The organism is Yoonia sp. GPGPB17 (assembly GCF_037892195.1).
Taxonomy (GTDB): domain Bacteria; phylum Pseudomonadota; class Alphaproteobacteria; order Rhodobacterales; family Rhodobacteraceae; genus Yoonia.
This window is the reverse complement of sequence record NZ_JATACI010000002.1, coordinates 3,437,845-3,464,500: the sequence shown is the minus strand read 5'-3', so window position 1 is coordinate 3,464,500 and position 26,656 is coordinate 3,437,845. Positions and strand designations below refer to the sequence as shown.

The window sequence follows — 26,656 nt, the reverse complement described above, 5'->3', positions numbered from 1 at the left end:
CAGGCGCAAACGCAGAACTCCTGGTCGGAGTTCAATGTGTGGAATGGGCCGCCTTTGAAGGCGACCCTGAGCTGCTAGATTTCGATGGCCTCGGCGATTGCTGACGCGTCTTCGAACTCAACGCCTAGGTACCGCACTGTGCTATCCATCTTGGTGTGTCCAAGCAGAAGCTGAACCGCCCGCAAGTTGTCTGTCTTCTTGTAAATCTAGGTCACCGTAGTTCATCGAATGGGTGCCGTATGCGCTCGCCTCCAGACCGGTTGATGTGACCCAGTCGCGGACGATCCGCGCATAGAGGGACGATCCCTGTGGTCTCTATCGCTTCAACAAGAAGATTGCGCGCCTGAACAGCGAATGGTTCAGGCGCGCCCTTCACGGCCTTCAATCAGAACTGATATCCGAATCCGAGCAAGACGCCGATTTGGCTGTCGTCTTCCACCAACGGGCTTTTGACCGCGTCATCTAGATCCGCATAGGATACCGCGCCAATCAGGAACGATTGTGCACCAACGGGTATGGTCGCCGAGATTTCTGCGAAGGCGTTGGTGGTATCTGACATGTCGAATACCGCGCGGCTTGCTGTCGCTTCGGCAGCGCTCACTCCATAGAGGTAATTGTTGAAGTTGGCATCGCGGTACTCAATACCGGCACTGGCATCAACGGTGAGCTTACCAATCTCAGCTTCGTATCCCAAAGCAACCTGACCGGAGAAACCATCGTATTCACCCGTAATGTCACCTTGAACAGATGCCAAAGCGTACATCTGTCCAAAGTTGTAGGTTGCAGAAATCCCCGCATCGACCGTGTCATCGCGTTCTAGTCCCGCAAACAGGGCCGTGTCAGGCATATCTGGGGCAAACTGCGGGGTTAAGAACGCATCAATGCTTAGGCTGCCATCGTCATAGGCATAGTATCGAAACTCATCGAGGCCGATATGGAATTTCTCTGTCTCGTAGGCAATGTAAGGTATGGCGCCGACACTGTCATCAGCACCGACATAGGGGTCCTGACCTCCGCCGGCGATGATACCAACGATCCACCCCCCTTCTGCTAGTACTGGTGGGGCGGCAAGTGACGCGGCGATAAAGGCAAGAGTTCCGTATTTCATTTTGTTCGTCCTTTTAGTGATTTCGTCGGGCCCTACCTGATGGAAGGTCGCTCCTTCGTCGTCTTGAACTATTGTGTCGGACAAAAAGTCTGTCCGATCCTGCACAAACGGACGGTTTGGGGTAGCCAATGTAGCGGCGTCTGGGGCAATACCAGCCCATGCAGGAAATCGCTCTGACCGACATGATTTCAATCGCCAGTTTCAGCTTGGCTCTCTTTGGGGCCGCGCTGTGCTTGATGCAGGATCAGAACGTCTGGCCGTACCGCATTCTTTCCATGGTCCTTCTGGCCAGTGCCGTGATGGATCTGACAGGGATCCCATTCGCGATCGAGAATCCACTTGCGGCAGCGCGGCTGGAAGCCATCTTTTTGGTTCTAGGATTGGTTTGCCTGACCTGCCTGGTTCCGTTGTTCTGGCTTTATGTGACCGCTGTAACATCCGTCACACCCCGCCTGCCTGCCCGTCCTTGGCTGCACCTCACATTGCCATTCATCGCCGCTGCAATTGCGACCAGCACCCTCTTCATGTCGCGCGACGGCTGGCAGAGCCTTTTCGTTGAAACGGCCCCCTCGCCCACTGGATGGTACTTCACAGTGGCCATAATTGGCGAATTGCTGATCATCGCGACCATCTTGCAGTGGGGGGCCTATTTGGTTGCGATTATCCGAGCGCTCATGCGGTATCGTCGGCGACTGTTTCAGTATGTCTCGACCACGACCAAGAGAGAGCTGAGATGGGTCTGGGTCGTCATCGGTGGCTTTGCAATCTACTGGATCGTTTCGGCCGCCAGCGTCGTCTTTGATCTGGCGAACACCCCATATAATATTCCCGATTGGGTCGATTCCGTCTTTGGTCTCGCCATGCTTGTGATTGTTCTTCTTTGGGGTCTACGACAAACGCCCGGGTTGGCCCCGGACGTAGATCCTCCGGCGAAGGACGATGCAAAGTATCAAAACTCCGCCCTCACGGACGAAATGGCAAAGCGGTTGGAACGCAAGCTGCGGCATGCCATGACAGAGGACAAGTTGCAACAAGACCCCAACCTGTCGCTTTGGTCCCTGTCCCGTCACATCGGGGCATCGCCAAACTACGTGTCGCAAACGCTCAACACCGAGATTGGCGAGAACTTTTTTGACTTCGTGAACCGCTACCGTATCCAAACCGCACAAAAGCTGCTTCATGAAACGGATAGGGCCGTACTCGAGATAACCTATGAGGTCGGCTTTAACTCTCGGTCATCATTTTACACCGCATTCAGCAAGGTCACCGGAGAAACCCCGACCGCGTACCGCAAGAAAATGTCCGTCGCGGCCTAATCGGACGGGTCCGGTGTCCGTCCCTGAGGTGCCGGACGACACTTCCGGCAAACATCATCACATCGGGGGTACAGTTTTCACAACACAGGTACCCACCATGTCATTCAAATTCCTTTCACTTCTTACACCAATGCTTTGCATGTCTTGCGGACCGTCGGAACAGTCCACTGCGCTGCAAGGGAGTTGGCTGTCCAACGGATATGGGATCGGTGCACGCATCAGTGGGCAATGGGTCGAAAGCTACTCCGTGGCAAACAACACATGCCTGAGCGACAGCCGTGATCACCTGTTTGGACTTCTGGCTGCATTCGACATCGCAGTTGCCGAAGATGGCCAATCCTTTCTTCTTAGTTTTCAAGGGACAGAGCAAACAATTCGATTTGATCGGATAACAGATTTGCCTACTCACTGTGATGCTGAACCAGACCCGACGCCACTTGGCACCTTCGATGCCTTCGCTGACATCTTCGCCACTCACTACGCATTCTTCGATGTGTATGGCGTCAATTGGTCCGCGGCTGTGGCGCAAGCCCGCCGAAATATTACACCACAAACCACCGACGCGGAACTATTCGCGATCTTGAGCGGCCTCTTGGCCCCATTGCGAGATGGGCACATCGGGCTCATGGGCGAGGTTGACGGTGCTGAAGTGGTTTTTGAACCCAATCCCGGTGATCTCTTTGCCAGAATTCAGGCCGCCGCCCGCGCGGGTGGTCAGCCTGTGGAAGCGGCCGAAGACGCCTTTCGCGAGGCCTATTGGAAAACCCATATCTCGAACGAAGTCCTGCAAGGACAAGGCACCTTTGTGGGAAGTGAGTTCATCCAATACGGGCTCCTTGCCCCGCAAACAGGATATATCAATTTTCTGACTATGGCTTACTACGCAACCGGCGACATTGGCGAACCATTGAAAGACCTCGAAGCGATCCACGAGGTGATGGACGAGATCATCTCAGCTTTTGAAGCGGCAGGTGTCGATCATGTAATCATTGACCTTTCGCTCAACTTTGGTGGCTTTGACGACATCGGGTTGGCGATTGCCAGTCGGTTCGCGCAAGAGCCTGTATTCGTATTGTCCGAATACCCTGCAGACGCACCTGACCGGATTGAGCAACGCCGGAATGTTACGCCATCTGACAAGTCGCGCTATACCGGTGACCTGACACTTGTCACGAGCAATATGACCGTCAGCGCCGGGGAAATCTTCACAATGGCCCTTCGGGCGTTGCCACAGACCACGCATGTTGGAGCCCCAACACGCGGCGCACTATCGGATGTTCTGGACAAACAATTGCCCAATGGCTGGGTCGTTGAACTTTCGAACGAAGTCTACAGTGATCACGAAGGTCAAGAATGGGAGGGCCGCGGCATCCCGCCAAGCCAGCGCTTCCCGGTCTTTACAGGAGACAATCCGCTGATGACCCACGCGGCTCTCATTCGGCAGATCGTTGAAGGCCAGCGCTAGAAACGAAACCTTAAGAACAGATGTGCCCCCACGATCGCCTGTCCAAAGTTGGTTGGGTCTTGGGGGCATTTTTCAGGTCCACCAAACCTCCACACTTCCTCCGCAGTGCCTCCTTCGCCCCGCTTCAATCCTCGACATTGTAAAAACCACATAAATCGGAGCTGGAGCTACAATGAAAGTAATAAGCCAATTCGTATTGATCGGTGTGGGCCTGAGCCTTGCGGCCTGCTCAAACCAGTACGAGCCCCAAATCGTCGGGCAAACCTCACCGCGGTATCAAACTGACTTGTCAGAATGTCGCGCCGTCGCTGCAAGTCTTGTCGAACAGGATCGGCCTGTACAGACAGAGGCGATTACGGGCGCAGCCATTGGTGGCATCGTTGGCGCGCTGGAGGACGATGACGACCGACTTGAAAACGCCGCTGCTTAAGCGCTTTGGTCGGTGCTGGGATCGGCGCAATTGACGGTCTCAGCGAAATCGACACCATCGAACGTGCCGCAATTCGAAGCTGCTTGATCGAACGGGGTTATACTGTCCGAGGATAAAACACGTGGCGGCGATTGCCTTGCAATGGCCGCCATCGCTATACTGAATTTACTGTACGTCGGTACGGGCTGACAAAGGCAAAACTGAAACCTCATGACGGTAGACGTGCAACCCCTGGCGATGATTGTTGAGGACGAACCTGACATTGCGTCGGTCCTAGTCGCTTACTTCGAGCGGGACGGGTTCCGAACCATCTCTGCGCGGGATGGCGAAACAGCACTCACCCATCTGGATATGTTGAAGCCCGACATCATCATACTGGACGTCAAGCTGCCCAAGAAAGACGGGATCGAAACCCTTCGTGAAATCAATCAGCGCGGCGACACGCCCGTAATCATGGCAACGGCGATGGGTGAGGATTTGGACAAGCTGCTGGCCCTAAAGATGGGCGCCGATGACTACGTGGTAAAACCGTTCAATCCGCTTGAAATCGTCGCGCGGGCCCGTGCAATCCTCAGACGTGGCCTCAAATCGGCGCGTCACATTGCCAAAGCAGGGGCCGTAGAGATCGACCTCGAGAGCCACTCTGCCTTCGTTACAGACGGGACACGCAGGCAAGCGCTTGATCTCACGCTGACCGAATTCCGGCTCCTCAACCACATGGTGCGCTCGCCACGACGGGTTTTTTCGCGATCCGAGCTTTTGGACGCCTGTTTGGGCGAAAGCGACGCGGTTGAACGCACCGTCGACAGCCACATCAGCCACCTGCGCAAGAAACTGTCTGCGCTTGGGATCGATGGCTATTTCGCAGGCGTACGTGGCGTCGGTTATCGCTTGTTGTCAGAATGACGCTGTCAGGGATTACACGAAAGCTGTGGTTTCGGTTGGTCCTTTGGTTCGCGGCGATCCTGATTGCGTTCTTCGTGCTGGTCACCTTCATCTACCTTATGGTGGATCTCGCACTTGTGCAGGCCATGACCGACGAAGAAAGAGTCGCCTATTTAAGAGTGGACGACCTGATCAGTGAACTTGACCCCGTCTCGGAGTCCACAACATTCTTGCTCGTAATCCTCGTGACAGTCCCTCTTTCGATCCTTGCCGGTGCCATTGTGGCCCTCAAAATCACCAGACCGATCACCAATGTCGGTGAAGTCGCACAAAAGGTGGTCAACGGAGAGCTTTCCGCCCGCGCCGACCTGGCCAAGAATCAAAGAGGCAGCGAAATCGGTGATCTGGTGGAGAATGTGAACAGCCTTCTGGATATGGTCCAGGCCTCCGACGAACGGATCAAGACCGATGCGGCCGCCATCGCCCATGAACTGCGAACACCCCTGGCCGCCCTTCAGATGAAACTGCACGGCATGATCGACGGCGTTGTCGATGTGTCGGCCGAAGAACTGAAACGATTGCTCGCACAAAGTCAGGTCTTGTCCCGTGTCGTCGACGATCTGCGTACCTTGTCACTAGCCTCGCATGGAGAGCTGATGTTGGTACGTTCAAAGACGGATTTGCTTGCGCTCGCGCGGTCGGCGCTAGAGGTACATTCCAGATCACTTGATCAAGCAAACATGAAGGCCACCGTTTCCGGTGACGCGGCTGTCGGCATGATCGATCCGGATCGGATGCGTCAGGCGCTCTCCAACCTGATTGAGAACTCCATCCGTTACGCCGCAGAAGGCGGCGTCATCGACATACATGTCGCGGGGCACGGAGAGACCGCAGATATAAAAATCTCAGATCGCGGCCCGGGTCTTGGGCTCAGCTTTCGGTCCGTCGTCTTTGAACCCTTCCAAAGAGAGGAAGATTCCAGATCACGAGAATTTGGAGGATCCGGCCTTGGCCTTTCCATCGTGAAAGCCATTGCGCAGGCTCATGGTGGAACGGTTCAGGCCACTGGCCGCAATGGGGGAGGTCTGGACATCGTTATCACCTTGCCATTGCGACCCAATGACTAGCCTCTCCACATAACCTCCACACTGCCTGCAAACCACTGCAACAGAGGTCGCCCATCTGGTCCGGCAAGATGAAGGACACAGGCCGCAATATTGATTTGGCGGCGCAGAATATAGAGGATCAGAAGAATGGCAAATGTGGATAGCGTCAGCACAACAGACGTAACCGTGCGGACTCGCGGAGCGATCAAAAGAACCGGTGCAGCGCTTGTTGCTTGCGTCACGGCAATCTTGCTCGCAGGTTGCGATTTGGCTGCGACGACAGCCCTCAACCTTGTTGAAACTACAAAGTTCCGCGTTGAAGGCACACAGTTATTTATGGAAGGCGAGATCAATTCCAAAACGTTGGGCCAGTTCGAAGAGATCTACGCGGCCAACCCACAGATTGAGACGCTGGTCGAACTGAATGTGCCGGGCTCCATTGACGATGACACCATGATCGCGCTTGCCTACCGTGTGCGAGAACTTGGCTTAAACACCCATCTGACCGACACGAGCGAGATTTATTCCGGTGGTGTTGATCTATTCCTTGCGGGCGTAGAACGCACCATGGAACCCGCGGCCATTGTTGGCGTTCATTCCTGGTCTGATGGCTTCAAAGATGCCGCAGATTTCCCGCGCCATGCCCCCGAACATGAACAAAACCGTCTGTATATCGAACGTATGCTCGGGGATGATGCCTTCTACTGGTTCACCATCTACGCCGCACCTGCGGACGATATCTATGTCATGACAGAAGAAGAAATCCGGCAATATGGTCTGCTGACTCAGTAGCGCGTAAGCCAAACCGTTGAGACATGAGAAGGCAGTACAAACCGCCTTCTCATTTGTATCTTTCCCAACTCTGCACGCCTATTGCCGACGCAAACCTGTTTCTGGTCATCGGCCGCTTAGCTCCGGGACCACGCTTTCAGGCCCAACAGCACATGATTGACGCCGTAACAACTGTTATCAACTGTCACTCCTATTGGCAGGGTAGCAATGTTTACAAGTGAGCGGCATTCTCTTTGTTCCACTGCTTAAATGATCCGGATTGTAAGCTATTCATTGACTGTCAGATATGGACAGGAATGCGGCGTTCCGAGAAATGAGCCAGATGCCAAAATGGCGCGTGCCATTTGCCCCACAGCTGTACGTCCAAAGGCCTTTCATGAAACGGTTGCGGTGGCAAAGCGCAAGGAGGACATCGAAGCGGTCGATCAGTCAGTGGACCAACAGGATCAACAGCCGGGACAAGCCGACGCTTGTGAAAAACGTGATGATCCACGTGACTTGCGGTTAGATCTCGTCGATGTTGAGAACAAACTGCCGAGCGCCATGATGTAAGAGATGGTGACCAGCAGAATGAGTATGTTCACCTTTTTCAGGACATTCGTGTTTCTCGCGCCTCGATCGGACCAGAGCGACTGCCAACTTCAGGCGAGCGGCGCGTGGGCGTAACGCACTGCTCGCCCGCCAAGGGGTATGTCACTCCGGCTAGGTTTGGGTCTGAGCCATCCAGAGAACGCCGAAGAGCAGCAGCGCCGCAGATACTGCGCAGGCAACCGTCCGCACGGAGTTCCAGAAGGTCCAGCGTGGCACATATGTCTGGAACCAGTAGTCTCGCGTGCTGTCATACGATATCTCCATGCCCGCAAGTGCCTCGTTCATGGGCACGTTGAAGAAGACAGTGACACCGAAACAGCCGACAAGGTAGACAAGCCCAGCCAGCATGATCACCGTTCCGGTCGCACCCGACACGCCAAATGCGCCGTAGCCTGCGACAACCAGGGACACGGCTGCCATGCCAAGAAACAGCGCCATGAAGACCCAGCGAAAGACCTCGCGGTTGATGACTTGCATGGCTTCGACGCCGCCATGCCCTCCGGTCAGCGCAAGCGAACGCATGATGAAGTCGGAAAACGCAAGGAAGACGCCGCCAACAAGGGCATAGGCGACTATTGCGAATTGGAAGAGAAAGAAGAAGACGGTCGACATGATCGGTACTCCTGTTTGGGGTAAAGCGGCAGTGGCGCGAGGTCTTGTGCCTATTTGGTCGGTTAAATCACGCCGCGGCAGACCAGGCGCCTGCGGCCATCGCGGTTTGCGCGAATTCACTAAAATCACGCGGTTTGCGGCCCAATGCGCGCTCGACACCGTTGCTGGTGTGGGCGTTGCGGCCGTCCAGCGTCTCACGGGCAATCGAGGTAAAGACGTCCGCCACGAAGTCACCGCCAGAGGCCGCGACGTTGGCGTGAAAATCTTCGAACGCAATGGGCACGTGTTGGATGTTGCGCCCCAACGTGGTGGACAGCACCTCGGCCATTTCGGCGAAGGTCATCAGGCGCGGGCCGGTGACTTCATAGCGCTGGCCCAGATGACCTTCTTCGGTCAGGGCCGCGACCACCACATCGGCGATATCGTCGATGTCGATGATTGGTTCTGCAATGTCACCGCCCGGCATCGGCAGTACGCCACCCAGGATCGGGTCGCGCAGATAGCCTTCACTGAAGTTCTGCGCGAACCAGGCCGACCGCACGATTGTGAACGGCACGCCGGACGTGCGGATCACCTCCTCGCCCATGTTGGCGAAGTGCTCGCCACGTCCCGAGAGAAGCACGATATGTTCTAGACCGTTGTCAGCTGCAACGTCGGTGAAGGCTTTCAGTTTCTCCACAGCACCTGGAAAGGCCAGGTCAGGGAAATAGGTAACGTAGGCCTTGGAAACGCCGTTCAGAACGGGTTCCCAAGTCGACGGGTTTTCCCAGTCGAACGGGGTTTCGGAAAGCCGTGCGCCGCGCCGAACGGCCACGCCTTTGGATTCGAGTTTTCTGGCGACGCGCGAACCGGTTTTGCCGGTGGCGCCGACGACGAGGATGGGTTGGTCGGTCATTTTCAATCTCCTTGGTTCGTTTTGATGACCAAGGTTTAGAAAGACCTGGGGCGTTCGGTATTGACTGGTGTTGCCAAGTTTTTGACTGAACTGGCCAGCCGGCTTTTGCTACAGACCGCTCAGGACCTTCCGATGCGCGGCGGGGCTGCGACCGATCCACCGCTTGAACGCACGGTTGAACGCGCTTTGTTCGGAAAAACCGGTCAGAAACGCGATCTCGGACAGCGAGTATCGTTCGTCGCGCAAGAGCCCCTCGGCCAGTTCTTTGCGGGTCTCGTCGGTCAAAGTCCGGAAATTCAAACCGTCGTCGGCCAAGCGGCGATGGAGAGAGCGGGCACTCAGGCCCAGACGACGCGCGACATCGGCCATCTTTGGCACACCTTCACTGAGCGAGCGGGCCACGACATCCTTGGCGAGCGCCTTAATAGACGCCTCACATGCTACGTCGCGGAGTTCATCTTCAAGGTGGCGATCCAGAAAGCGAGTGATCCCTTCGTCGCCGAGCTTGTTGGGTTGCGCAAGCGATTCCGGTGACAAGAGCAAGGCATCGACATGCGAGCCGAAGAAGACCGGACAGCCGAAAAACCGTTCGTGATAGTCAAGCGTTCTGGGCGGCAGGTGCTTAAAGTGGACTTCTATCGGCGCGAAGGGGACGGGTGAGACTTGGCGGCTGATGGAAACCGCGCTGGCGAGTGTCGCCTCGTTCGATAATCGGAGTCCCAGCCGCCGCTCGCCCGTTCGGTGCAAGATGAAGTACGTCCCGCGATCAACCTTCCTCAGCTCGTACTCCACAACACTGGTCCAGACGCGCGCAAATCTTTCTACACGCGCGTACGAGTCCCGCAAAGTCGGCGCGGACTTCCACGCCAACCCGAGAGCCCCGTACTCGTCCAACTGCATTGACTCTCCGGTGCGCAGCGGCAGATCGGTCGCGTCGATCTGCCCGGCGATCCGCTCCAAGAGATCGTAGTAGGTAGTATCCAAAAGCATTTTTTTGGGATCGTTTGCGGCGTCACTGTCCAACCCAACCGAGGCCAAAAGCGCGTCTTGATCAACACCACCGCCAACAGCGGCAATCATCTTCCGCGCGAAAAGCGATGTGATCGTACCCATAGTGAAGATTTATAGTGGGAGGTACCGGCATTTTGCTAGTATCTACCCCGACAGGCACGAGCACTAAATGTATTTAAGTCACGCCAAAGACGGTAACTTGGTCAACTTATGTATTCACCTGCATTCTGTGAGTCCTAGGATCAGGACCCATTGATTTCGGATTGTCGCCGTAATTCACGGTTCGAAAAACGAGCGGTGAACATGTTGATCTATTTTGGCTGACAGATGCGCAGCTAGCGCGTCTTGAGCCCGTCTTCCCGAAGTCCCGCGGCAAGCCTCGCGTCGATGATAAAGGGCACGCGCGGCGTACCGTTGTTGGATTGGGGTTCTATAGGGGGGTCGGGGATGTGTAAAGGGGGTTTGGCTCTAGTCTGTACTATCGCGTGTCATTGCAAGCAAACACCACTGAACGTCCGCCATTCCTGGGTCCCATTCCACTGCAAGTTGCCTTGAAATCATATCTCTTTCGAGCGGTATGAATTGATTGGAGCGTCCCAAGATGTCAAAACAACCATAGATTGCTTTGCAAGAGATCAAAAGGCCGCCGCATTTCTGCGACGGCCTTTTAGTTGTTCTTCACCTGAGGGCTGCGGGTTCTCGGTGATTGCTACGCAATCGCCTGCCACCTGCGCGGTGCGTTTGCGGTCAAAGACCGCAAGCCGCCCCGTTTTTACTCGGTGATTTTCGACACAACGCCTGCGCCGACGGTGCGGCCGCCTTCGCGGATGGCGAAGCGCAGGCCATCTTCCATCGCGATTGGCGCGATCAGCTCGACGTTGAACTTCAGGTTGTCGCCCGGCATCACCATTTCTGTGCCCGCTGGCAGCTCAACTGTGCCGGTCACGTCTGTGGTCCGGAAGTAGAACTGTGGGCGGTAGTTGGCAAAGAACGGCGTGTGACGGCCACCCTCTTCCTTGGTCAGGATGTAGGCCTCGGCCTCGAACTTGGTGTGTGGCTTCACAGAACCCGGCTTGCACAGGATCTGGCCACGCTCAACACCGTCACGGTCCACGCCGCGCAGCAGCGCACCGATGTTGTCGCCAGCTTCACCGGAGTCCAAGAGCTTGCGGAACATTTCAACGCCTGTGCAGGTCGTTTTCGCTGTGTCGCGGATCCCGACGATTTCGATCTCGTCACCAACATTGATCACGCCACGTTCAACACGGCCGGTCACAACAGTCCCGCGGCCAGAGATCGAGAAGACGTCCTCGATGGGCATCAGGAACGGCAGGTCAACCGCACGGGCTGGTGTCGGGATGTATGTGTCCACAGCTTCCATCAGGGCTTCGATGGATTTCTTGCCGATCTCTTCGTCACGCTCTTCCATCGCGGCCAGAGCCGAACCCGGGATCACAGGAATGTCGTCGCCAGGGTACTCGTAAGAGGACAGAAGCTCGCGGATTTCCATTTCCACCAGTTCCAGCAACTCTTCGTCATCCACCTGGTCAACCTTGTTCATGTAGACAACCATGTAAGGGATGCCCACCTGACGGCCCAGCAGGATGTGCTCGCGTGTCTGTGGCATTGGGCCATCAGCGGCGTTCACAACCAGGATCGCGCCGTCCATCTGAGCGGCACCGGTGATCATGTTCTTGACGTAGTCGGCGTGGCCGGGGCAGTCGACGTGCGCGTAGTGGCGGGTCTCTGTCTCATACTCAACGTGTGCGGTGGAGATCGTGATCCCACGCGCCTTTTCCTCAGGTGCGCCGTCGATCTGATCATAGGCCTGGAAGTCACCAAAGTACTTCGTGATCGCCGCTGTCAGCGTCGTCTTGCCGTGGTCAACGTGGCCAATCGTACCAATGTTCACGTGCGGCTTGTTACGTTCAAACTTTTCCTTAGCCATTTCGCAGGGCCCTTAATTTTTGAGGGGCCAAAAGCGGCCCGGTCCAACATCGCGGGCGATGTATTGGGAAACGGGATAGAAATCAAGCCTCCGCAGCTTTGATCGCCACCCATCTCGAATTTTTTTGCCGACGATGTCGATTTCGCCAAAACCCGAACGTCTGGTAAATAGGACGGCACTGACGCCGCGCCGTAAAGAAGGAGACGAAACCATGCAATATATGTGCCTTATCTATTCCGCCGAAGGGTCTGGTCCGCAGCCCGGCACACCAGAATTTGGCCCTTTCATGAAGGCCTATCAGGACTTTACCAATGAAATGCGCGACAGCGGCGCCTTTGTCGCGGGTGACGCTTTGCAGCCCATCGCGACGGCCACGACCGTGACAGTTGCTGACGGCAAGACGATCACAACAGATGGCCCCTTTGCCGAAACCAAAGAACAGCTGGGCGGGTACTATCTGCTCGAATGCAAGGATCTGGATGACGCTATTGCGCAAGCTGCCAAGATCCCCACTGCCACATATGGCCGGATCGAAGTCCGCCCTGTCGTTGTCTGGGACGACTAAATGCCGATGATGCCCCCACAAACGCCTGCGCAAGCCATTGAGCGGACCGTGCGCGAAGAGTGGGGGCGCATTTTGGCCGCCCTTGTCAAATCACTGGGTGACTTTCAGTTAGCCGAGGATTGCCTGCAAGATGCGGTCGCACGTGCTTTGGAGGTCTGGGCAGACAAGGGTCTGCCTGATGTGCCCGCCGCATGGTTGATCACCACGGCACGGCATAGGGCCATCGACGTGATCCGTAAAGACACTCGTTTTGCCGCCCATAAAGCAGAACTGTCGCACCTGTTGGACGAAGCCCAGCACGATGACATCACGCATGAGGTGATCCCAGACAAGCGCCTTGAGATGATTTTCACATGCTGCCACCCGGCCCTTGATCAGAAAACCCAAGTGGCACTAACCCTACGCACGTTGGGCGGGTTGAGCACCGATGACATCGCAGCCGCCTTTCTGGACAAACCAGCAACCATGGCTCAGCGTCTGGTTCGCGCCAAACAAAAGATAGCGGGCGCACGCATCCCCTACCAGATACCTCAGCAGGCAGATTTGGCCCAACGTATCACCGCCGTACTGGCTGTAATCTATCTGATCTTCAATCGGGGGTATTCCACGCTGAACGCACGGTCACAGCCATTGACAACCGAGGCCATCCGACTAGCCCGCATCATGTGCCAATTACTTCCCGATGAGCCTGAGATTATGGGCCTTCTGGCGCTCATGCTTCTGCACAATGCGCGCCGCCATAGCAGGCGGAACCGAGAGGGTGATCTGATCCCGCTTGACGAGCAAAACCGCAAGCGCTGGGACCGTGCGCAAATTGACGAAGGCAATGCGCTGCTGGGTAAGGCGCTGCCACAGGGGGCTGTTGGCCCGTATCAGCTCCAAGCAGCCATCAGTGGCGTTCACGCCAACGGCGCTACTTGGGACGAAACGGATTGGGCACAAATTGCGGCCCTCTATACGCTACTTTTTAAGATACAACCCACGCCGGTCATACAGATCAACCATGCGGTCGCTGTATCTTATGCACAATCGGTTTCCGCGGGACTCACATTGCTCAGCCCACTTGAAGACGCGCGGGAATTTGCGCGATATCAGCCCTATCATGCGGCTTGTGCCGCCCTCTTTGCGCGCAATGGGGAAGGTGAGCGTGCAAAGCAATCCTACGCGAAGGCGATTGCCCTTACTGATGATCCTGCCGAACGCCGCTTTCTCAGGCGGAAATGTGATCAGATTTCCTGAACACGTGATCGCTGTGCTAACCTACCCCCCTACATAGTGGAGATGATTATGAGACTAGGTGCATTTTCAATAAGCCTGAATGTCAAAGACATTGCGGCCTCAAAGGCATTCTATGAAAAACTCGGCTTCGACGCCTTCGGCGGCGATGAGGCACAGGGATGGCTGATGTTGCGCAATGGCGAAACGGTAATTGGGCTGTTTGGTGGTTTTCTCAAAGCCAATACGCTGACCTTCAATCCCGGCTGGGATCAAAACGCACAAGAGCTGGATGATTTTGACGATGTGCGCGACCTACAAAAACGGTTGAAAGACCAGGACGTAGAATTCTTCAGCGAAGCGGATGAAAGCACCTCCGGCCCGGCCAGTTTCGTGATCATAGACCCAGACGGGAACCCCATTCTGGTCGATCAGCACCGCTAGCGCGCACTCCGTCCCATAGCGATCAGCGACTGGGTCAGGAAATCAATAAAGACACGAACGCGTTTGATCCGGCGCAGATCTTCGTGAAAAACGACCCACGTTTTGCGGCTCTCATCCAACGTGCTGCCGGGCAAACGTTGCAGTTCGGGGAACACCTGCGCACACCAAGTTGGCAGAAAACTCATCCCCGCACCTGCGCGCGCCAGATGTAGATGCATCTCAGGGTCCATGACCTGATGGCGGATGTTGGCCTTGGGGAAAGGGGATCGTTCAATCCAGTCCATCAGTTCAGGCACCGGGCCATAGCCAATATAATCCAGCCCCTGTCCTTTCTTGCCCGCGCGCGCCATCTTGGCCTCAATGTAGTCGCGGCTGGCGTAAATCCCGATCGGAAGCGCTTGCAGCTTGCGCGCAACCACATCATCCGTGATCTCGGCCGCATGTCGGATCGCGATGTCAGTTTCCAGCTTGCTGATCGCTTCAATCTCGAATGTCAGACTGATTTCCAGATCGACTTGCGGATAGATGCGGCAGAACTCGGCAAAAACCGGTGCGAGCAAAAAATGCCCCGTCATCGGATCGACCGAGATCTGGATTTTCCCGGATGTTTCGCGGTCCAGCCCCTGTAATCCGTTGCGCGCCCGCGTCAAAAGCAACTCGGCCTCTTCCGCCTCTGGCAAGAGCGTTTCACCCGCCGCTGTGAGCGTCAGGCCACGCCGGGTACGACGAAACAGTTGGACACTATAGGCCACCTCAAGCGCTTCAACATGGCGGCGAACCGTTGCATGGGTCGCGCCCAGATGCTCTGCTGCACTACGCAAACTGCCTGTGCGGGCGACAGCCAGAAAGAACGGCATTTGTTCCCAGTCCTGCATGACCAGACCTCGGTGGATGAATTGTGAACCACTGTGGTGCCTTTTAGCCAATACTCAAGGACAAAATTGAACCGTAGATAGTGATCATCAACCTAAAGAGCCAAATGGAGACTATTATGAAAGCCGCTATCTACAACCGTTATGGTGCCGCGAACGTCGTCAAACTCGTTGATGTTCCGACCCCTGAAGTAAAACCAACCGACATCCTTGTTCGTCTGAATGCGAGTGCTGTCACAGCCGCCGACAGTATGATACGTCAGGGGATGCCGCGCTTTGGCAGATTGTTTCTTGGCCTGCGCGGCCCGAAGGTGACCGCCATGGGCACGCAATTCGCTGGCGAGGTCATCAAAGTCGGTGTGGATGCTACAAAATACGCCGTCGGCGACCGCGTTTTTGGCGAAACAGGCCTGAACTTCGGGGCGCATGCGGAATTCGTTTCAATCGCAGAAGACGGCCTGATCGCCCCCATTCCAGACGGCTTGTCATATGAAGACGCTGCGGCGCTCTGCGATGGTCCGTTAACGGACATGAATTTCTTGGTCAATCTTGCTCAGTTGCAACCTGGGCAGCACATTCTGATCAACGGGGCGTCCGGCTCGCTCGGGACAGCCGCCGTTCAACTGGCCAAAGGGTTCGGTGCCGAGGTGACTGGCGTGTGCAGCACACGCAACGTCGCCTTCGTAAAATCGCTTGGTGCGGATCACGTGATTGATTACAGCAAGGATGATTTCACCGAACATACCGCCGCCTATGACGTGATTTATGACACCGTCGGCAAAAGCAGCTTTGCCGCCGCAAAACCCGCGCTAACCAGCAACGGTATCTACATTTCTCCGGTCCTAGGCCTGGGTTTGTTGGGGCAAATGCTGTTTGGGAACATGTTCCGCAGCAAGAAAGCCAAGTTTTCGGCCACCGGTATGTTGCCTATCACTCAACAAAGACCCCTCTTGTCTGATCTACTTGCACGGATTGCCAAGGGTGACTTGAAGATGATCATAGATCGCCGCTTCAGCTTAGATCGCGTGGCCGAGGCTCATGCCTATGTCGACACAGGTCACAAACGCGGCAATGTGATCCTGGAAATGGGACAGGCCTGATTGGCCTGCCCCACATAGAATTAGCCAACTGGCAAGTTGTCCTGACGCTTCACCGCAACAATGGAGGAGCGTGGCAACATGCCTTCCCCATCCGGGAAAGGTGCCGCCGGGTGTTGGATACCAACGAACATGGTGCGCTTGTCGGCAGACCAGGTCAGGCCCGTCACCTCGGACCCGTTTGGCCCGGTCAGGAAACGCTCAATCTGGCCGGTGATAGGATCGCCAGCCAGCATCTGGTTGTTGCCCATGCCAGCAAAGTCACCTTCGTTATCATCGTCGCCATCGGTCTGAATCCAGACCAGACCTGTGCTGTCAAACATCATCCCGTCAGGCGAATTGAACAGATTGCCTTCGTTGATGTTTGATGACCCACCATAGGCGTCTTCGTGCACAGTCGGGTTCCCAGCCATCACATAAAGATCCCATGTGAACGTGTCGGCAGCGTGATCATCATTGCTGGGGTACCAGCGGACGATCTGACCATAGTGGTTTTCGGCACGCGGGTTTGGACCGTTCACCGGTGTTTCATCACCGCTTACGTTAGGCTTGACACCACGGTTGCGATTGTTGGTCAGGCAGCAATAGGCTTCTGCCGCAACCGTGTTCACCGCCACCCACTCTGGACGATCCATCGTTGTCGCACCAACTTTCGACGCCGCCATACGCGTGTAGATCGCGATCTCAGCTTCATCCATGCCAGTGGATTCTGGTGTCAGGGCAACCCATTCGCCTGTCAGGTCATTGCCGAACTTCGCCACGTAGAGCTGACCGTCATCCAATAGCGCAGATGTCGGCCCGCTTGGTGTGTAAACCCCATTGGAGACATACTTATAAAGGAACTCGCCCCGCTCATCATCGCCCATATAGACGACGACCCGACCATCTGGCGCAATCACTGCCGCAGCGTTCTCATGCTTGAAACGGCCCAAGGCGGTGTGTTTGATCGGGGTTGATGTGGGATCGGTCGGATCAATCTCGACAATGTAACCAAAGCGGTGCGGTTCATTCGGGTTCTGGCTCAGGTCGAAACGCGCGTCGAACTTCTCATATGCGTAACGCCCTTCAAGGCCGATACCATAGCGGACGTAGTCCTCGGGCCGTTCAAACGCCGGGTCGGTCGAGCCGAAGTAGCCGTTAAAGTTTTCCTCGCACGTCAGGTAAGTGCCCCACGGCGTTTTGCCCGCACCACAGTTGTTCATAGTACCAAGAACGGTCGTACCCGCTGGGTCCGCAGGCGTTTGCAACAGCGGATGGCCGCATGGCAGGGCCTGCAATTGTCATCGGTGTGTTCTGTGTGATGCGACGGTTCAGGTCACTATCGACAACAATCGACCAGCCATCATCAGTTTCAGCCACTTCCATGACGGTTACGCCTTGCATGTTTTGCAGCGTCAGCACGTCATCGGCACTGGTCACGGCACCGTCTTCGTTCATGGGCAGGTTAACCTTGGTATTCACATATTCATGGTTCACCGCGATCACCTGACGGCCATCGACAACGAAGGCTTCCATGCCGTCAGTGTTTTCGCCAAACACCCGGTCAGAGCTTGCAACGCCGATCGCGGTTTCCTGGCTCAGTTCTGCCGCATCCGAGAACAGCGGCTCGCCCCATCTCGCAACAGGCTGCCAAGTATAGCCCTCAGGCACATGAACGGTGCCGTCCGTTTGGATCGGGATCGGCGTGAAACCAAAGCGGCTGGCCGCCTGTGCTTCGGCGGACGTCCCTGACAAAAGGCCAGTGCCCATCACAGCCGCGCCAGAGCCATAGGCCAAAACACCGGATAGGAACCCGCGGCGCGAAATAGCCGCCTCAACGACCTCATCAAAGTCAGTCTGTTCGGGTGCGGGGCGTTGCAGCTCGTCCCATTCGTCCCATGACAGGTCGTATGTATCGGTATCTTTCATCACACTGGCTCCTAGCTGGTTTGTAGACAGCGCGACAGTCCCCGCGATGGGATTCAATCGTGTGACGATGACGTAACAGCTCTGTAACGACGTCAAATTTGACGCCGCGATTTTGTGGGCTTAGTTGAACCGATTATTCTTTGGGAATCCATACGGCGGCCGCTTGCCAACACCGGCACGCGCCCCTTTCCAGTCGGTCATGTCAGGCTCTGTCCGGGTTTTGCCGCCGCCCATGGGCCAGGATAACCCATCGTCCCACGCAAAGGTCGTGATGTCAGACAGGCCGCCATCCAGTTCCAACATCCCCTGACGCCCGGATGCCTTCTTGTACTTCTGGATGCGCACGCCCTTGCCACGGTTCATCTCGGGCAGTTCACTGACTTCAAAGACTAGAAACTTCGCGTTCTCGGATACGACAGCGACATGATCACCCGCAACGCGGTGACAGACCTTGGCGATCGTGTCCTTGACGTTCAGCACCTGTTTGCCGCTCCGCGTTTGCGCCACGACTTCTTCCTCTGGCACGACAAAACCGTTGCCTTCAGCAGAGGCCACCAACAGTTTTTCACCGGGTTTGTGGATCAGGAAATCGACAATTTCGACGTCATTGGGCAAATCAACCATTAGCCGCAATGGTTCACCCATACCACGTCCACCGGGCAGATTCGTAGCACTTACGGTGTAGAAGCGGCCATTGGCCCCAAAAACCAGCAACTTATCGGTCGTCTCCGCATGGAAGATAAACCGAGGGCCATCACCGTCTTTGAACTTCAACTCGCGCGTCAGATCGATATGACCTGTCATCGCACGGACCCAGCCCATCTGTGAGCAGACTACCGTGATCGGCTCTCGCTCGATCATCGCCTCAAGCGGTACTTCGACAACTTCAGCTGCCGCGGCAAACTGCGTGCGGCGCGCACCACCTGCGCTGTCACGGCCAAAGACCTTGCGGGTCTCGCGCAACTGCTCAGCAATTTTGGCCCATTGCAACTCATCGCTATCCAGCAAGTCTTCGATATCCGCGCGCTCTTCCATCAGGGCGTCACGTTCGGCAATCAGCTCCAGCTCTTCCAGACGCCGCAACGACCGCAGGCGCATGTTCAGGATCGCCTCGGCCTGCACCTCGGACAACGACACCTCTGGATCAGCACCCGGCACAATAGGCGAGCGATAGTCGGCCTCAGACGTGGCGCGGATATGATCCTGCGCCCAATCTTCGACCATCAGAGCCTGTTTGGGGTCGTCGTCGTAGCGGATGATATCAATCACGCGGTCCAGATGCAGGAAGGCAATGATGAAGCCTTCGAGCACCTCCAAACGGTGATCGATCTTTTCCAGACGATACTTGCTGCGGCGGATCAGAACCTCGCGGCGGTGTTCGAGAAACGCGCGCAGCACTTCTTTGAGCGAACAAACTTTCGGCGTCAGCCCGTCGATCAGCACGTTCATATTCAAGCTAAACCGCGTCTCCAGATCGGAGTTGCGGAACAGCATGCCCATCATGACCTCTGGATCGACGGTCTTGGCACGCGGTTCCAGCACGACACGGATATCGTCCGCGCTTTCGTCGCGGACGTCGGCAAGCAATGGTACTTTCTTCAGCTGGATCACCTCGGCCAGCTTTTCGATCAGTTTGGACTTCTGGACCTGATAGGGGATCTCGGTCACGACCACTTGCCACTGACCACGCCCCAGATCCTCGACCTCCCACTTTGCACGTAGGCGGAACGCGCCACGCCCGGTACGGTAGGCCTCGGCGATGTTCTCTTTCGGTTCGACAATCACACCACCCGTCGGAAAATCAGGACCGGGAATGTAGTTCAGCAGCGTATCATCACGTGCGTCGGGCGTCTTGATCAGATGCAGACAGGCGTCAATCAATTCGTGCAGGTTGTGGGGTGGGATATTCGTGGCCATCCCCACGGCGATGCCGCTCGATCCGTTGGCGAGCAGGTTCGGGAAAGTGGCGGGCAAAACGGCTGGTTCGGTCAACCGCCCGTCATAGTTGTCGCGGAAATCAACGCTGTCCTCGGACAGGCCTTCCAGCAATGCCTCGGCCGCCGCTGTCATCCGCGCCTCGGTATAACGGGACGCCGCAGGATTATCGCCATCAATGTTGCCGAAGTTCCCCTGCCCATCCACCAGCGGATAACGCACGTTAAAATCCTGCGCCAAACGCGCCATCGCGTCATAGATCGCGGCATCCCCATGCGGGTGGAAGTCACCCATCGTGTCGCCACTGATCTTGGCGGATTTCAGAAACCCACCAGAGGGAGACAGACGCAAACGCGACATCGCATAAAGAATACGACGATGCACAGGCTTCAAACCATCGCGCGCATCGGGCAACGCACGGTGCATGATGGTGGACAGCGCATAGGTCAGATACCGGTCGCCAATCGCGCGGCGCAAAGTCTCGGTTACGTCGTTCGGGCCAAGGCCGGTATCGCTGTCATCACTCATTGCTCTGGTTTAGCGATGCGTGATTCCGGCGTAAAGCAACTATATCTGGGCATGCATTCGCCTTCTAGCTGTTGTGGCTCTTGCCACGGCGCTTGCACCGCGCCAAACAGTTGCAATGACCCAGAAAACAATCCTCATCACCGGATCATCCTCAGGCATTGGTTATGACGCCGCACATGGATTGCGCGCTGCGGGCTGGCGCGTCTTCGCCAGTTGCCGCAAGCCCGAAGACTGCGAAAGACTGCGCGGCGAAGGGTTTGAAAGCCCACTGATTGACTACACGAACGCCGAAACCATCGTCACTGGCCTAGCCGAAACGCTGGAGGCAACGGGCGGGACGCTGGATGCGCTGTATAACAACGGCGCTTTCGCCTGCCCCGGCGCGGTTGAGGATTTACCGGCAGATGCATTGCGCGCCATTTTTGAGGCGAACTTTTTGGCTGGCACGAGCTGACGCGTCTGGTGATCCCCGTGATGCGCGCGCAAGGCCACGGGCGGATCATCAATTGTTCTTCTGTGCTCGGCTTTGTGCCGATGCGTTGGCGCGGTGCTTATGTGGCCACTAAACACGCGCTGGAAGGGCTGACCGATGTATTGCGGCTTGAGATGAGCGATACCGCGATCAAGGTGATCCTGATCGAACCTGGCCCAATCACCGCAAAAATCCGTGAAAACGCGATCCCACATTTTGAGAAGTGGATTGATTGGCAGAACTCAGCCCGCGCAACGCAGTATCATGAGCTAAGATCGCGGCTCTATGATGATAAAGGGCCAGATACGTTTGAATTGCCGCCGTCAGCTGTGACCAAAAAGATCCTGCATGCCTTGGCATCCCCCCGACCTAAGCCGCGTTACTACGTCACGACACCCACATATCTGATGGGATGGTTGCGGCGTATTTTGCCAACACGGTTGCTGGATGCGGTGATTTTGAAGGCCTGAGGGTTTCCTTCGCGGACCTGCCTGCTACATCGCGTGGAAAACAAACGAAGGACTCATGATCATGGCAGACGATCCCCTATTCTGGCTCATGTCACTCTCGGTGCTGATTGTGCTTGGCATTTTAATGTGGGGCATGGGCAGCTTCGGCAAAGGTGGCGAGTACAATCGCAAGAACGCCAACAAGATCATGCGCTGGCGGGTCGGCGCACAGTTTGTCGCCGTCGTCTTGATCCTTATTTTTGTCTACCTGCGCAGCGAAGGAAGCTAACCAAATGGTTGTTCTCAACAAAATCTACACCAAAACTGGCGATGCGGGCGAAACCGCCTTGGGTAATGGAAGCCGGGTCGCCAAACATTCGTTGCGTGTCACGTCATACGGCACGGTCGATGAAACGAATGCGACTGTCGGTCTTGCCCGGTTGCACGCGACCGGTGACATGGATGCACAACTGGCGATGATCCAGAACGACCTGTTTGATCTTGGCGCAGACCTCTGCCGCCCGGATATGGAAAAGGATAGCGAGTCTGAGTACCCCGTCCTGCGCATGACCGACGCGCAGGTCGAACGGCTGGAAGGCCAAATTGACGAGATGACCAAACAGGTTGAACCCCTACGCAGCTTCATCCTGCCGGGTGGGTCGGCTTTGGCCGCGCACCTCCACCTGTGTCGCACCGTATCACGACGCGCTGAACGTCTGACGGTGGAATTGGCAACAATGGAATCGGTCAATCCGGCGGCGGTGAAGTATCTCAACCGTTTGTCAGACTGGTGTTTTCAGGCCGCGCGCATCGCTAATGATAACGGCAAGAACGACGTTTTATGGGTGCCTGGCGCAAACCGCTAGGCCAGGCCGATTGTAACCCGGCTAGCACCCCGGACCTGACGTGCGCGTCAAGAACGTGGCGTCGGCAGGCGCTGTCGCGTCGATTTTGCACTGTTTTCCCGGCGACGCGCAGGATAACAACAATCCGAGAAGATAATTGATCAGATTCTTAGGAGAGTAACGCAGATGAAGGTCCTCGTACCCGTCAAGCGCGTGATCGACTACAACGTGAAGGTTCGTGTGAAAGCGGATGGTTCCGGTGTTGATCTCGCCAACGTCAAAATGTCGATGAACCCGTTCGATGAAATCGCCGTGGAAGAGGCCATTCGCCTGCGCGAAGCGGGCAAGGCTGACGAAGTGGTCGCCGTGTCCATCGGCGTCAAGCAAAGCCAGGAAACGCTGCGCACTGCTCTTGCTATGGGTGCGGACCGCGCGATTTTGGTAGTCGCAACCGATGACGTTCACACCGATATCGAACCTCTCGCCGTTGCGAAAATTCTTGCTGCAATCGTTAAAGAAGAGGCCCCCGGTTTGGTGCTCTGCGGCAAGCAGGCCATCGACAATGACATGAACGCCACGGGCCAGATGCTGTCTGCCCTGCTGGGTTGGTCCCAAGCAACATTCGCATCCGAGGTTGATGTGGAGGGCGACAGCGCAACGGTCACGCGTGAAGTGGACGGTGGCTTGCAGACGATCAAGGTCAAAATGCCAACAATCGTGACCGTTGACTTGCGCCTGAACGAACCGCGTTATGCATCCCTGCCTAACATCATGAAGGCCAAGAAGAAGCCGTTGGATGAAAAGACGCCCGCCGACTACGGCGTCGACATCACGCCACGTCTGAGCATCGTCAGCACAACCGAACCCGAAGCACGCAAGGCGGGTATCATGGTTGGGTCCGTTGACGAACTTGTTGAAAAACTCAAAGAAGCGGGGGCGGTATAATGGCTGTTCTTCTGATTGGCGAAGTCACTGACGGCGCGCTGGCCGTTGACGCGACAGCAAAGGCCGTGTCTGCGGCGCGGGCCCTTGGTGATGTGACCGTGCTTTGCGCCGGGGCATCCGCCAAAGCTGCGGCTGATGAAGCGGCAACGATTGAAGGTGTCTCCAAAGTGCTGTGCGCTGAAGATGCCGCCCTAGGTCACCGACTGGCAGAACCTACTGCGGACCTGATTGTCTCACTCGCTGGCGACTACAGCCATATCGCGGCACCCGGCACGACAGACGCCAAGAACGTGATGCCACGTGTGGCGGCATTGTTGGATGCGATGGTCATTTCCGAAGTGACGGCCATCGTTGATGCAGATACATTTGAACGTCCGATCTACGCAGGTAACGCGATCCAAACCGTCAAGTCTTCCGACGACAAGAAGGTTATGACGATCCGGACTGCCGGTTTTGACGCTGCCGCAATGGGTGGTTCTGCTGCCGTTGAAAGCATCGGTGCCGCCGGAAACCCCGGCCTGTCTGAGTGGGTCGAAGACAAGGTCGCGGCTTCTGACCGCCCTGAACTGACATCTGCGGGTGTCGTCGTATCTGGTGGTCGCGGTGTTGGGTCTGAAGAGGACTTTGCCCTGATCGAAACGCTGGCTGACAAACTGAACGCCGCGGTCGGCGCATCCCGCGCTGCAGTTGATAGTGGTTATGCGCCAAACGACTGGCAGGTCGGCCAGACGGGTAAGGTCGTGGCACCTGATCTTTATGTTGCCGTCGGTATCTCCGGTGCGATCCAGCACTTGGCCGGTATGAAAGACAGCAAGATCATCGTAGCCATCAACAAGGACGAAGAAGCGCCGATCTTCCAGGTTGCGGATTTCGGTCTGGTTGCCGACCTGTTTGACGCGGTACCAGAGTTGACAAACAAACTCTGAACCTAGCCGAAGTTGTATTGATAGGGCCTGCGCATGCCGCGCGGGCCTTTTTATATGGCATAAAGCTGATCGCGTATCTTGGGGACCAACGCAGCACTTGCTTCGACATGGCAATCGACACCCAGCATTTCGGATGCCGCTTTGGCCTGTGAAGGTGGGAAAAACATGCCGCGAGACCCTTGCGAAATAGCCCGTTCTGTCGGGTTTGCGACAACGACATCTTTAACCATGGGTCGCAGTTCATCGATCATTGACGCCGTGATGAACAAGGGATCGACTTGTAACTGGCCGGGCCGTTCTGACCAATGTTCGTCCGCCATCAGGTCTTCTGAAAACCACAGCAAAATCACACGATCACCAATCTGCTTCAGCATATTCCGCATCCGCGCCAGCCATGCCTCTCTCAATTCTACGACCACCGTGTCAAACCGTTCAATCGACTTGGTGTGCAATGCGCCCAGCATGTGCCGGGTAAAGGAATACTCAGAAAAATCGACGTCTTGATAAATGGCCTGCAAGACCGTCGAGGCCCGCAAGAAGCGATCATTGCGCCGGGGATGGACAGAGTAGAAACGATTGGACAGATAATTGGCCCCCATCACCTGTACGACGGTCAAATCAGCCTCTGAACAGATGCCCATGATTGTTGGGTCATTCACAAAGGCATCAATCCCGCCATTCACACAGCCAAAATTGACGCAGGTCTGGCGCATGGCCTTTTCAACCAATTGCGGGAAAGGTTTTTCAATGAACTTACCGTAGGTTTCTGTCCCGCCGACAAACGCAATGTACGGCAGATCAAGGCGCTTGCGCGGCCCGCGAAACAACATTCGAGAGGCCCCGTAACGGCACGGCGAATAAGACAGATCGCTGTTCTCTATTTTCTCGTGCTTCATGGTGTCCAGCCCTTCTCTTCATCACCCAACAGGCAGATTCGTAGAAATCCTTTGCGAATTTGCTAATAAGGGCATTTGATGAAATTTTTACTTATTGTGTCGCCTTGAAGCCGCCCCCTGCCGGGGCCTATGGTGCAGCGAACCCGCAGAGGATTGATCATGACAATTGAACAGGTAGGTATTGTTGGCGCAGGGCAAATGGGCAACGGCATCGCGCATGTCTTTGCGTTGGCCGGTTACGAGGTTCTGCTGACCGATATCAGTCAAGAGGCCATGAGCGCCGCCGTCGCATTGATTGATCGCAATCTTGACAGGCAGGTCAGCAGAGAGCTGATCACTGCTGTTCAAAAAGCCGAAGCGATGAAACGGATCGGCACGACGCAAACTCTGACGGATTTGGGCCAAACCGACTTGATCATCGAGGCCGCAACCGAGCGTGAGACCATCAAGACCGCTATTTTCGAAGATCTGGTCCCGCATCTAAAGCCCGACACCATTCTGACGTCGAACACGTCGTCAATTTCGATCACACGCCTGGCGTCCCGTACTGATCGTCCTGAAAAATTCATGGGGTTCCACTTTATGAACCCGGTGCCGATCATGCAGTTGGTCGAACTGATCCGCGGCATTGCAACAGATGAGCCCACGTTTAAAGCTTGCCATGCAGTTGTGGAACGTCTTGGCAAAACCTCTGCCACTGCTGAGGATTTCCCGGCCTTTATCGTCAACCGCATCCTGATGCCAATGATCAACGAAGCAATATATACGCTTTATGAAGGTGTCGGCTCGGTCCAATCCATTGATACGTCACTCAAACTTGGCGCCAACCACCCCATGGGGCCGCTGGAACTGGCTGATTTCATCGGGCTGGACACCTGCCTTGCGATCATGAACGTGCTGCACGACGGGCTGGCTGATACGAAGTATCGCCCCTGCCCGCTGCTGACGAAGTATGTCGAAGCCGGATGGTTGGGGCGCAAGTCAAAGCGCGGATTCTACGACTATCGTGGGGATGCGCCGGTGCCAACGCGGTAAAATGCAAAGGGCGGCTTTCAGCCCAACCCGGTCAAGATTTTATCTTGCCGCCAACACAAGCGGCACGAAAATTCACGCACATTCTGAATGTCTTCATACGGTCTTTTTGTTTTAGAAGAGAACATAGATTTTCGATCGACACCAAAAGACAGCCCGAGACGGCAATGTCCGATAGCTGGAATATCGGCCCGAAGTCACCATGGCCCAGGCATTTGACTTACTCGCACTGAATTGCTAATCGGGACGGGAACCGTTGGGGTGCCTCACCAGAGGCTGAGAGGCGCGTATGCGCTAACCCATCGAACCTGATCCGGGCAATTCCGGCGTAGGGAACGGTCTTTGCGCAAGCAGGCAGTTTTGTACGC

Annotated in this window: 24 protein-coding genes, 3 pseudogenes and 1 riboswitch; of the genes and pseudogenes, 17 read left to right on the top strand and 10 right to left on the bottom strand. The window is 56.0% G+C overall.

The genetic code is table 11. The annotated features are described in order from the left end of the window. Nucleotides 1-74 precede the first annotated feature (74 nt). Nucleotides 75-294: pseudogene (locus QTO30_RS18315) on the bottom strand (integrase); the annotation flags it as partial. Between the two features lie 91 nt (nucleotides 295-385). Further along, entirely contained in the window at nucleotides 386-1,108 is a 723-nt protein-coding gene (locus tag QTO30_RS18310; RefSeq protein WP_340425485.1) for a MipA/OmpV family protein, read from the bottom strand. A gap of 158 nt (nucleotides 1,109-1,266) precedes the next feature. Here QTO30_RS18310 and QTO30_RS18305 point away from each other — a divergent pair, with 158 nt between their 5' ends. The 7 genes from QTO30_RS18305 (at nucleotide 1,267) to QTO30_RS18275 (ending at nucleotide 7,654) form a co-directional block, all read left to right on the top strand. Further along, nucleotides 1,267-2,424, top strand: coding sequence for a helix-turn-helix domain-containing protein (locus QTO30_RS18305; protein WP_340425484.1), 1,158 nt, complete (start codon nucleotides 1,267-1,269; stop codon nucleotides 2,422-2,424). 97 nt (nucleotides 2,425-2,521) lie between these two features. Further along, entirely contained in the window at nucleotides 2,522-3,889 is a 1,368-nt protein-coding gene (locus QTO30_RS18300) for a S41 family peptidase (RefSeq protein WP_340425483.1), read from the top strand. Between the two features lie 172 nt (nucleotides 3,890-4,061). Next, nucleotides 4,062-4,319: a hypothetical protein gene (locus tag QTO30_RS18295; protein ID WP_340425482.1), complete on the top strand. Its 258-nt coding sequence runs from the start codon at nucleotides 4,062-4,064 to the stop codon at nucleotides 4,317-4,319. Between the two features lie 210 nt (nucleotides 4,320-4,529). Beyond that, complete coding sequence (locus tag QTO30_RS18290) at nucleotides 4,530-5,225, top strand: response regulator (protein ID WP_340425481.1); 696 nt, start codon at nucleotides 4,530-4,532, stop codon at nucleotides 5,223-5,225. 35 nt (nucleotides 5,226-5,260) lie between these two features. Then, the gene (locus tag QTO30_RS18285; RefSeq protein WP_340425480.1) at nucleotides 5,261-6,331 is read left to right on the top strand and encodes an ATP-binding protein; all 1,071 of its coding nucleotides are present in this window, start codon (nucleotides 5,261-5,263) and stop codon (nucleotides 6,329-6,331) included. 126 nt (nucleotides 6,332-6,457) lie between these two features. Then, entirely contained in the window at nucleotides 6,458-7,102 is a 645-nt protein-coding gene (locus QTO30_RS18280) for a COG3904 family protein (protein ID WP_340425479.1), read from the top strand. 330 nt (nucleotides 7,103-7,432) lie between these two features. Beyond that, a complete protein-coding gene (locus QTO30_RS18275) occupies nucleotides 7,433-7,654 on the top strand; it encodes a hypothetical protein (RefSeq protein WP_340425478.1) in 222 nt (73 codons plus the stop codon). A gap of 150 nt (nucleotides 7,655-7,804) precedes the next feature. On the opposite strand, the gene QTO30_RS18270 is transcribed toward QTO30_RS18275, so the two are convergent. The 4 genes from QTO30_RS18270 to tuf all read right to left on the bottom strand — a co-directional run bounded on the left by QTO30_RS18270 (nucleotide 7,805) and on the right by tuf (nucleotide 12,159). Then, a complete protein-coding gene (locus tag QTO30_RS18270; protein WP_340425477.1) occupies nucleotides 7,805-8,305 on the bottom strand; it encodes an anthrone oxygenase family protein in 501 nt (166 codons plus the stop codon). Nucleotides 8,306-8,372: 67 nt separating this feature from the next. Beyond that, a complete protein-coding gene (locus QTO30_RS18265; protein ID WP_340425476.1) occupies nucleotides 8,373-9,200 on the bottom strand; it encodes an NmrA family NAD(P)-binding protein in 828 nt (275 codons plus the stop codon). A gap of 108 nt (nucleotides 9,201-9,308) precedes the next feature. Next, a complete protein-coding gene (locus QTO30_RS18260) occupies nucleotides 9,309-10,313 on the bottom strand; it encodes an AraC family transcriptional regulator (protein ID WP_340425475.1) in 1,005 nt (334 codons plus the stop codon). Nucleotides 10,314-10,983: 670 nt separating this feature from the next. Continuing rightward, nucleotides 10,984-12,159, bottom strand: coding sequence for an elongation factor Tu (gene tuf, locus QTO30_RS18255; protein WP_340425474.1), 1,176 nt, complete (start codon nucleotides 12,157-12,159; stop codon nucleotides 10,984-10,986). 211 nt (nucleotides 12,160-12,370) lie between these two features. On the opposite strand from tuf, the gene QTO30_RS18250 reads away from it, so the two are divergent. The 3 genes from QTO30_RS18250 to QTO30_RS18240 are packed head-to-tail and all read left to right on the top strand — an operon-like array spanning nucleotide 12,371 to nucleotide 14,383. Then, the gene (locus tag QTO30_RS18250; protein WP_340425473.1) at nucleotides 12,371-12,724 is read left to right on the top strand and encodes a YciI family protein; all 354 of its coding nucleotides are present in this window, start codon (nucleotides 12,371-12,373) and stop codon (nucleotides 12,722-12,724) included. Next, nucleotides 12,725-13,963, top strand: a complete 1,239-nt coding sequence (locus QTO30_RS18245; protein ID WP_340425472.1) for an RNA polymerase sigma factor — start codon at nucleotides 12,725-12,727, stop codon at nucleotides 13,961-13,963. A 48-nt stretch (nucleotides 13,964-14,011) separates the two neighbouring features. Continuing rightward, nucleotides 14,012-14,383, top strand: coding sequence for a VOC family protein (locus tag QTO30_RS18240; RefSeq protein WP_340425471.1), 372 nt, complete (start codon nucleotides 14,012-14,014; stop codon nucleotides 14,381-14,383). Here QTO30_RS18240 and QTO30_RS18235 read toward each other — a convergent pair. Continuing rightward, a complete protein-coding gene (locus QTO30_RS18235) occupies nucleotides 14,380-15,258 on the bottom strand; it encodes a LysR family transcriptional regulator (protein ID WP_340425470.1) in 879 nt (292 codons plus the stop codon). The genes QTO30_RS18240 and QTO30_RS18235 overlap by 4 nt on opposite strands. Before the next feature lie 116 nt (nucleotides 15,259-15,374). Here QTO30_RS18235 and QTO30_RS18230 point away from each other — a divergent pair, with 116 nt between their 5' ends. After that, a complete protein-coding gene (locus QTO30_RS18230; RefSeq protein ID WP_340425469.1) occupies nucleotides 15,375-16,355 on the top strand; it encodes an NAD(P)-dependent alcohol dehydrogenase in 981 nt (326 codons plus the stop codon). A 20-nt stretch (nucleotides 16,356-16,375) separates the two neighbouring features. Here QTO30_RS18230 and QTO30_RS18225 read toward each other — a convergent pair. Together QTO30_RS18225 and QTO30_RS18220 are read right to left on the bottom strand one after the other, a co-directional pair. Beyond that, nucleotides 16,376-18,260, bottom strand: a pseudogene (locus QTO30_RS18225) (PhoX family protein). A gap of 120 nt (nucleotides 18,261-18,380) precedes the next feature. Continuing rightward, on the bottom strand, nucleotides 18,381-20,723 hold the full coding sequence (locus tag QTO30_RS18220) for a DNA topoisomerase IV subunit A (RefSeq protein WP_340425467.1): 2,343 nt from the start codon (nucleotides 20,721-20,723) through the stop codon (nucleotides 18,381-18,383). Between the two features lie 115 nt (nucleotides 20,724-20,838). On the opposite strand from QTO30_RS18220, the pseudogene QTO30_RS18215 reads away from it, so the two are divergent. From QTO30_RS18215 to QTO30_RS18195, 5 genes and pseudogenes are all read left to right on the top strand, one after another. Then, nucleotides 20,839-21,665, top strand: a pseudogene (locus tag QTO30_RS18215) (SDR family NAD(P)-dependent oxidoreductase). Between the two features lie 61 nt (nucleotides 21,666-21,726). Then, nucleotides 21,727-21,933, top strand: a complete 207-nt coding sequence (locus QTO30_RS18210) for a twin transmembrane helix small protein (RefSeq protein ID WP_340425466.1) — start codon at nucleotides 21,727-21,729, stop codon at nucleotides 21,931-21,933. Between the two features lie 4 nt (nucleotides 21,934-21,937). Then, entirely contained in the window at nucleotides 21,938-22,510 is a 573-nt protein-coding gene (locus tag QTO30_RS18205; protein ID WP_340425465.1) for a cob(I)yrinic acid a,c-diamide adenosyltransferase, read from the top strand. Nucleotides 22,511-22,675: 165 nt separating this feature from the next. Continuing rightward, a complete protein-coding gene (locus QTO30_RS18200) occupies nucleotides 22,676-23,434 on the top strand; it encodes an electron transfer flavoprotein subunit beta/FixA family protein (protein WP_340425464.1) in 759 nt (252 codons plus the stop codon). After that, a complete protein-coding gene (locus QTO30_RS18195) occupies nucleotides 23,434-24,360 on the top strand; it encodes an electron transfer flavoprotein subunit alpha/FixB family protein (protein WP_340425463.1) in 927 nt (308 codons plus the stop codon). Before QTO30_RS18200 ends, QTO30_RS18195 begins: the two co-directional genes overlap by 1 nt. Nucleotides 24,361-24,410: 50 nt before the next feature. Here QTO30_RS18195 and QTO30_RS18190 read toward each other — a convergent pair whose 3' ends face one another. Then, on the bottom strand, nucleotides 24,411-25,256 hold the full coding sequence (locus QTO30_RS18190) for a DUF6473 family protein (RefSeq protein ID WP_340425462.1): 846 nt from the start codon (nucleotides 25,254-25,256) through the stop codon (nucleotides 24,411-24,413). A 159-nt stretch (nucleotides 25,257-25,415) separates the two neighbouring features. On the opposite strand from QTO30_RS18190, the gene QTO30_RS18185 reads away from it, so the two are divergent. Further along, on the top strand, nucleotides 25,416-26,291 hold the full coding sequence (locus tag QTO30_RS18185; protein ID WP_340425461.1) for a 3-hydroxybutyryl-CoA dehydrogenase: 876 nt from the start codon (nucleotides 25,416-25,418) through the stop codon (nucleotides 26,289-26,291). Between the two features lie 244 nt (nucleotides 26,292-26,535). Further along, nucleotides 26,536-26,640: riboswitch (TPP riboswitch) on the top strand. Nucleotides 26,641-26,656 lie beyond the last annotated feature (16 nt).

What these genes read in the sequence shown, in the direction of transcription:
- QTO30_RS18290 (WP_340425481.1), top strand. Translation starts at nt 4,530, where the DNA reads ATGACGGTAGACGTGCAACCCCTGGCGATGATTGTTGAGGACGAACCT.
- QTO30_RS18245 (WP_340425472.1), top strand. Translation starts at nt 12,725, where the DNA reads ATGCCGATGATGCCCCCACAAACGCCTGCGCAAGCCATTGAGCGGACC.
- QTO30_RS18275 (WP_340425478.1), top strand. Translation starts at nt 7,433, where the DNA reads ATGGCGCGTGCCATTTGCCCCACAGCTGTACGTCCAAAGGCCTTTCAT.
- QTO30_RS18190 (WP_340425462.1), bottom strand. Translation starts at nt 25,256, where the DNA reads ATGAAGCACGAGAAAATAGAGAACAGCGATCTGTCTTATTCGCCGTGC.
- QTO30_RS18230 (WP_340425469.1), top strand. Translation starts at nt 15,375, where the DNA reads ATGAAAGCCGCTATCTACAACCGTTATGGTGCCGCGAACGTCGTCAAA.
- QTO30_RS18235 (WP_340425470.1), bottom strand. Translation starts at nt 15,258, where the DNA reads ATGCAGGACTGGGAACAAATGCCGTTCTTTCTGGCTGTCGCCCGCACA.
- QTO30_RS18240 (WP_340425471.1), top strand. Translation starts at nt 14,012, where the DNA reads ATGAGACTAGGTGCATTTTCAATAAGCCTGAATGTCAAAGACATTGCG.
- QTO30_RS18220 (WP_340425467.1), bottom strand. Translation starts at nt 20,723, where the DNA reads ATGAGTGATGACAGCGATACCGGCCTTGGCCCGAACGACGTAACCGAG.
- QTO30_RS18260 (WP_340425475.1), bottom strand. Translation starts at nt 10,313, where the DNA reads ATGGGTACGATCACATCGCTTTTCGCGCGGAAGATGATTGCCGCTGTT.
- QTO30_RS18200 (WP_340425464.1), top strand. Translation starts at nt 22,676, where the DNA reads ATGAAGGTCCTCGTACCCGTCAAGCGCGTGATCGACTACAACGTGAAG.
- QTO30_RS18280 (WP_340425479.1), top strand. Translation starts at nt 6,458, where the DNA reads ATGGCAAATGTGGATAGCGTCAGCACAACAGACGTAACCGTGCGGACT.
- QTO30_RS18210 (WP_340425466.1), top strand. Translation starts at nt 21,727, where the DNA reads ATGGCAGACGATCCCCTATTCTGGCTCATGTCACTCTCGGTGCTGATT.
- QTO30_RS18300 (WP_340425483.1), top strand. Translation starts at nt 2,522, where the DNA reads ATGTCATTCAAATTCCTTTCACTTCTTACACCAATGCTTTGCATGTCT.
- QTO30_RS18305 (WP_340425484.1), top strand. Translation starts at nt 1,267, where the DNA reads ATGCAGGAAATCGCTCTGACCGACATGATTTCAATCGCCAGTTTCAGC.
- QTO30_RS18185 (WP_340425461.1), top strand. Translation starts at nt 25,416, where the DNA reads ATGACAATTGAACAGGTAGGTATTGTTGGCGCAGGGCAAATGGGCAAC.
- QTO30_RS18295 (WP_340425482.1), top strand. Translation starts at nt 4,062, where the DNA reads ATGAAAGTAATAAGCCAATTCGTATTGATCGGTGTGGGCCTGAGCCTT.
- QTO30_RS18250 (WP_340425473.1), top strand. Translation starts at nt 12,371, where the DNA reads ATGCAATATATGTGCCTTATCTATTCCGCCGAAGGGTCTGGTCCGCAG.
- QTO30_RS18195 (WP_340425463.1), top strand. Translation starts at nt 23,434, where the DNA reads ATGGCTGTTCTTCTGATTGGCGAAGTCACTGACGGCGCGCTGGCCGTT.
- QTO30_RS18310 (WP_340425485.1), bottom strand. Translation starts at nt 1,108, where the DNA reads ATGAAATACGGAACTCTTGCCTTTATCGCCGCGTCACTTGCCGCCCCA.
- QTO30_RS18270 (WP_340425477.1), bottom strand. Translation starts at nt 8,305, where the DNA reads ATGTCGACCGTCTTCTTCTTTCTCTTCCAATTCGCAATAGTCGCCTAT.
- tuf (WP_340425474.1), bottom strand. Translation starts at nt 12,159, where the DNA reads ATGGCTAAGGAAAAGTTTGAACGTAACAAGCCGCACGTGAACATTGGT.
- QTO30_RS18205 (WP_340425465.1), top strand. Translation starts at nt 21,938, where the DNA reads ATGGTTGTTCTCAACAAAATCTACACCAAAACTGGCGATGCGGGCGAA.
- QTO30_RS18265 (WP_340425476.1), bottom strand. Translation starts at nt 9,200, where the DNA reads ATGACCGACCAACCCATCCTCGTCGTCGGCGCCACCGGCAAAACCGGT.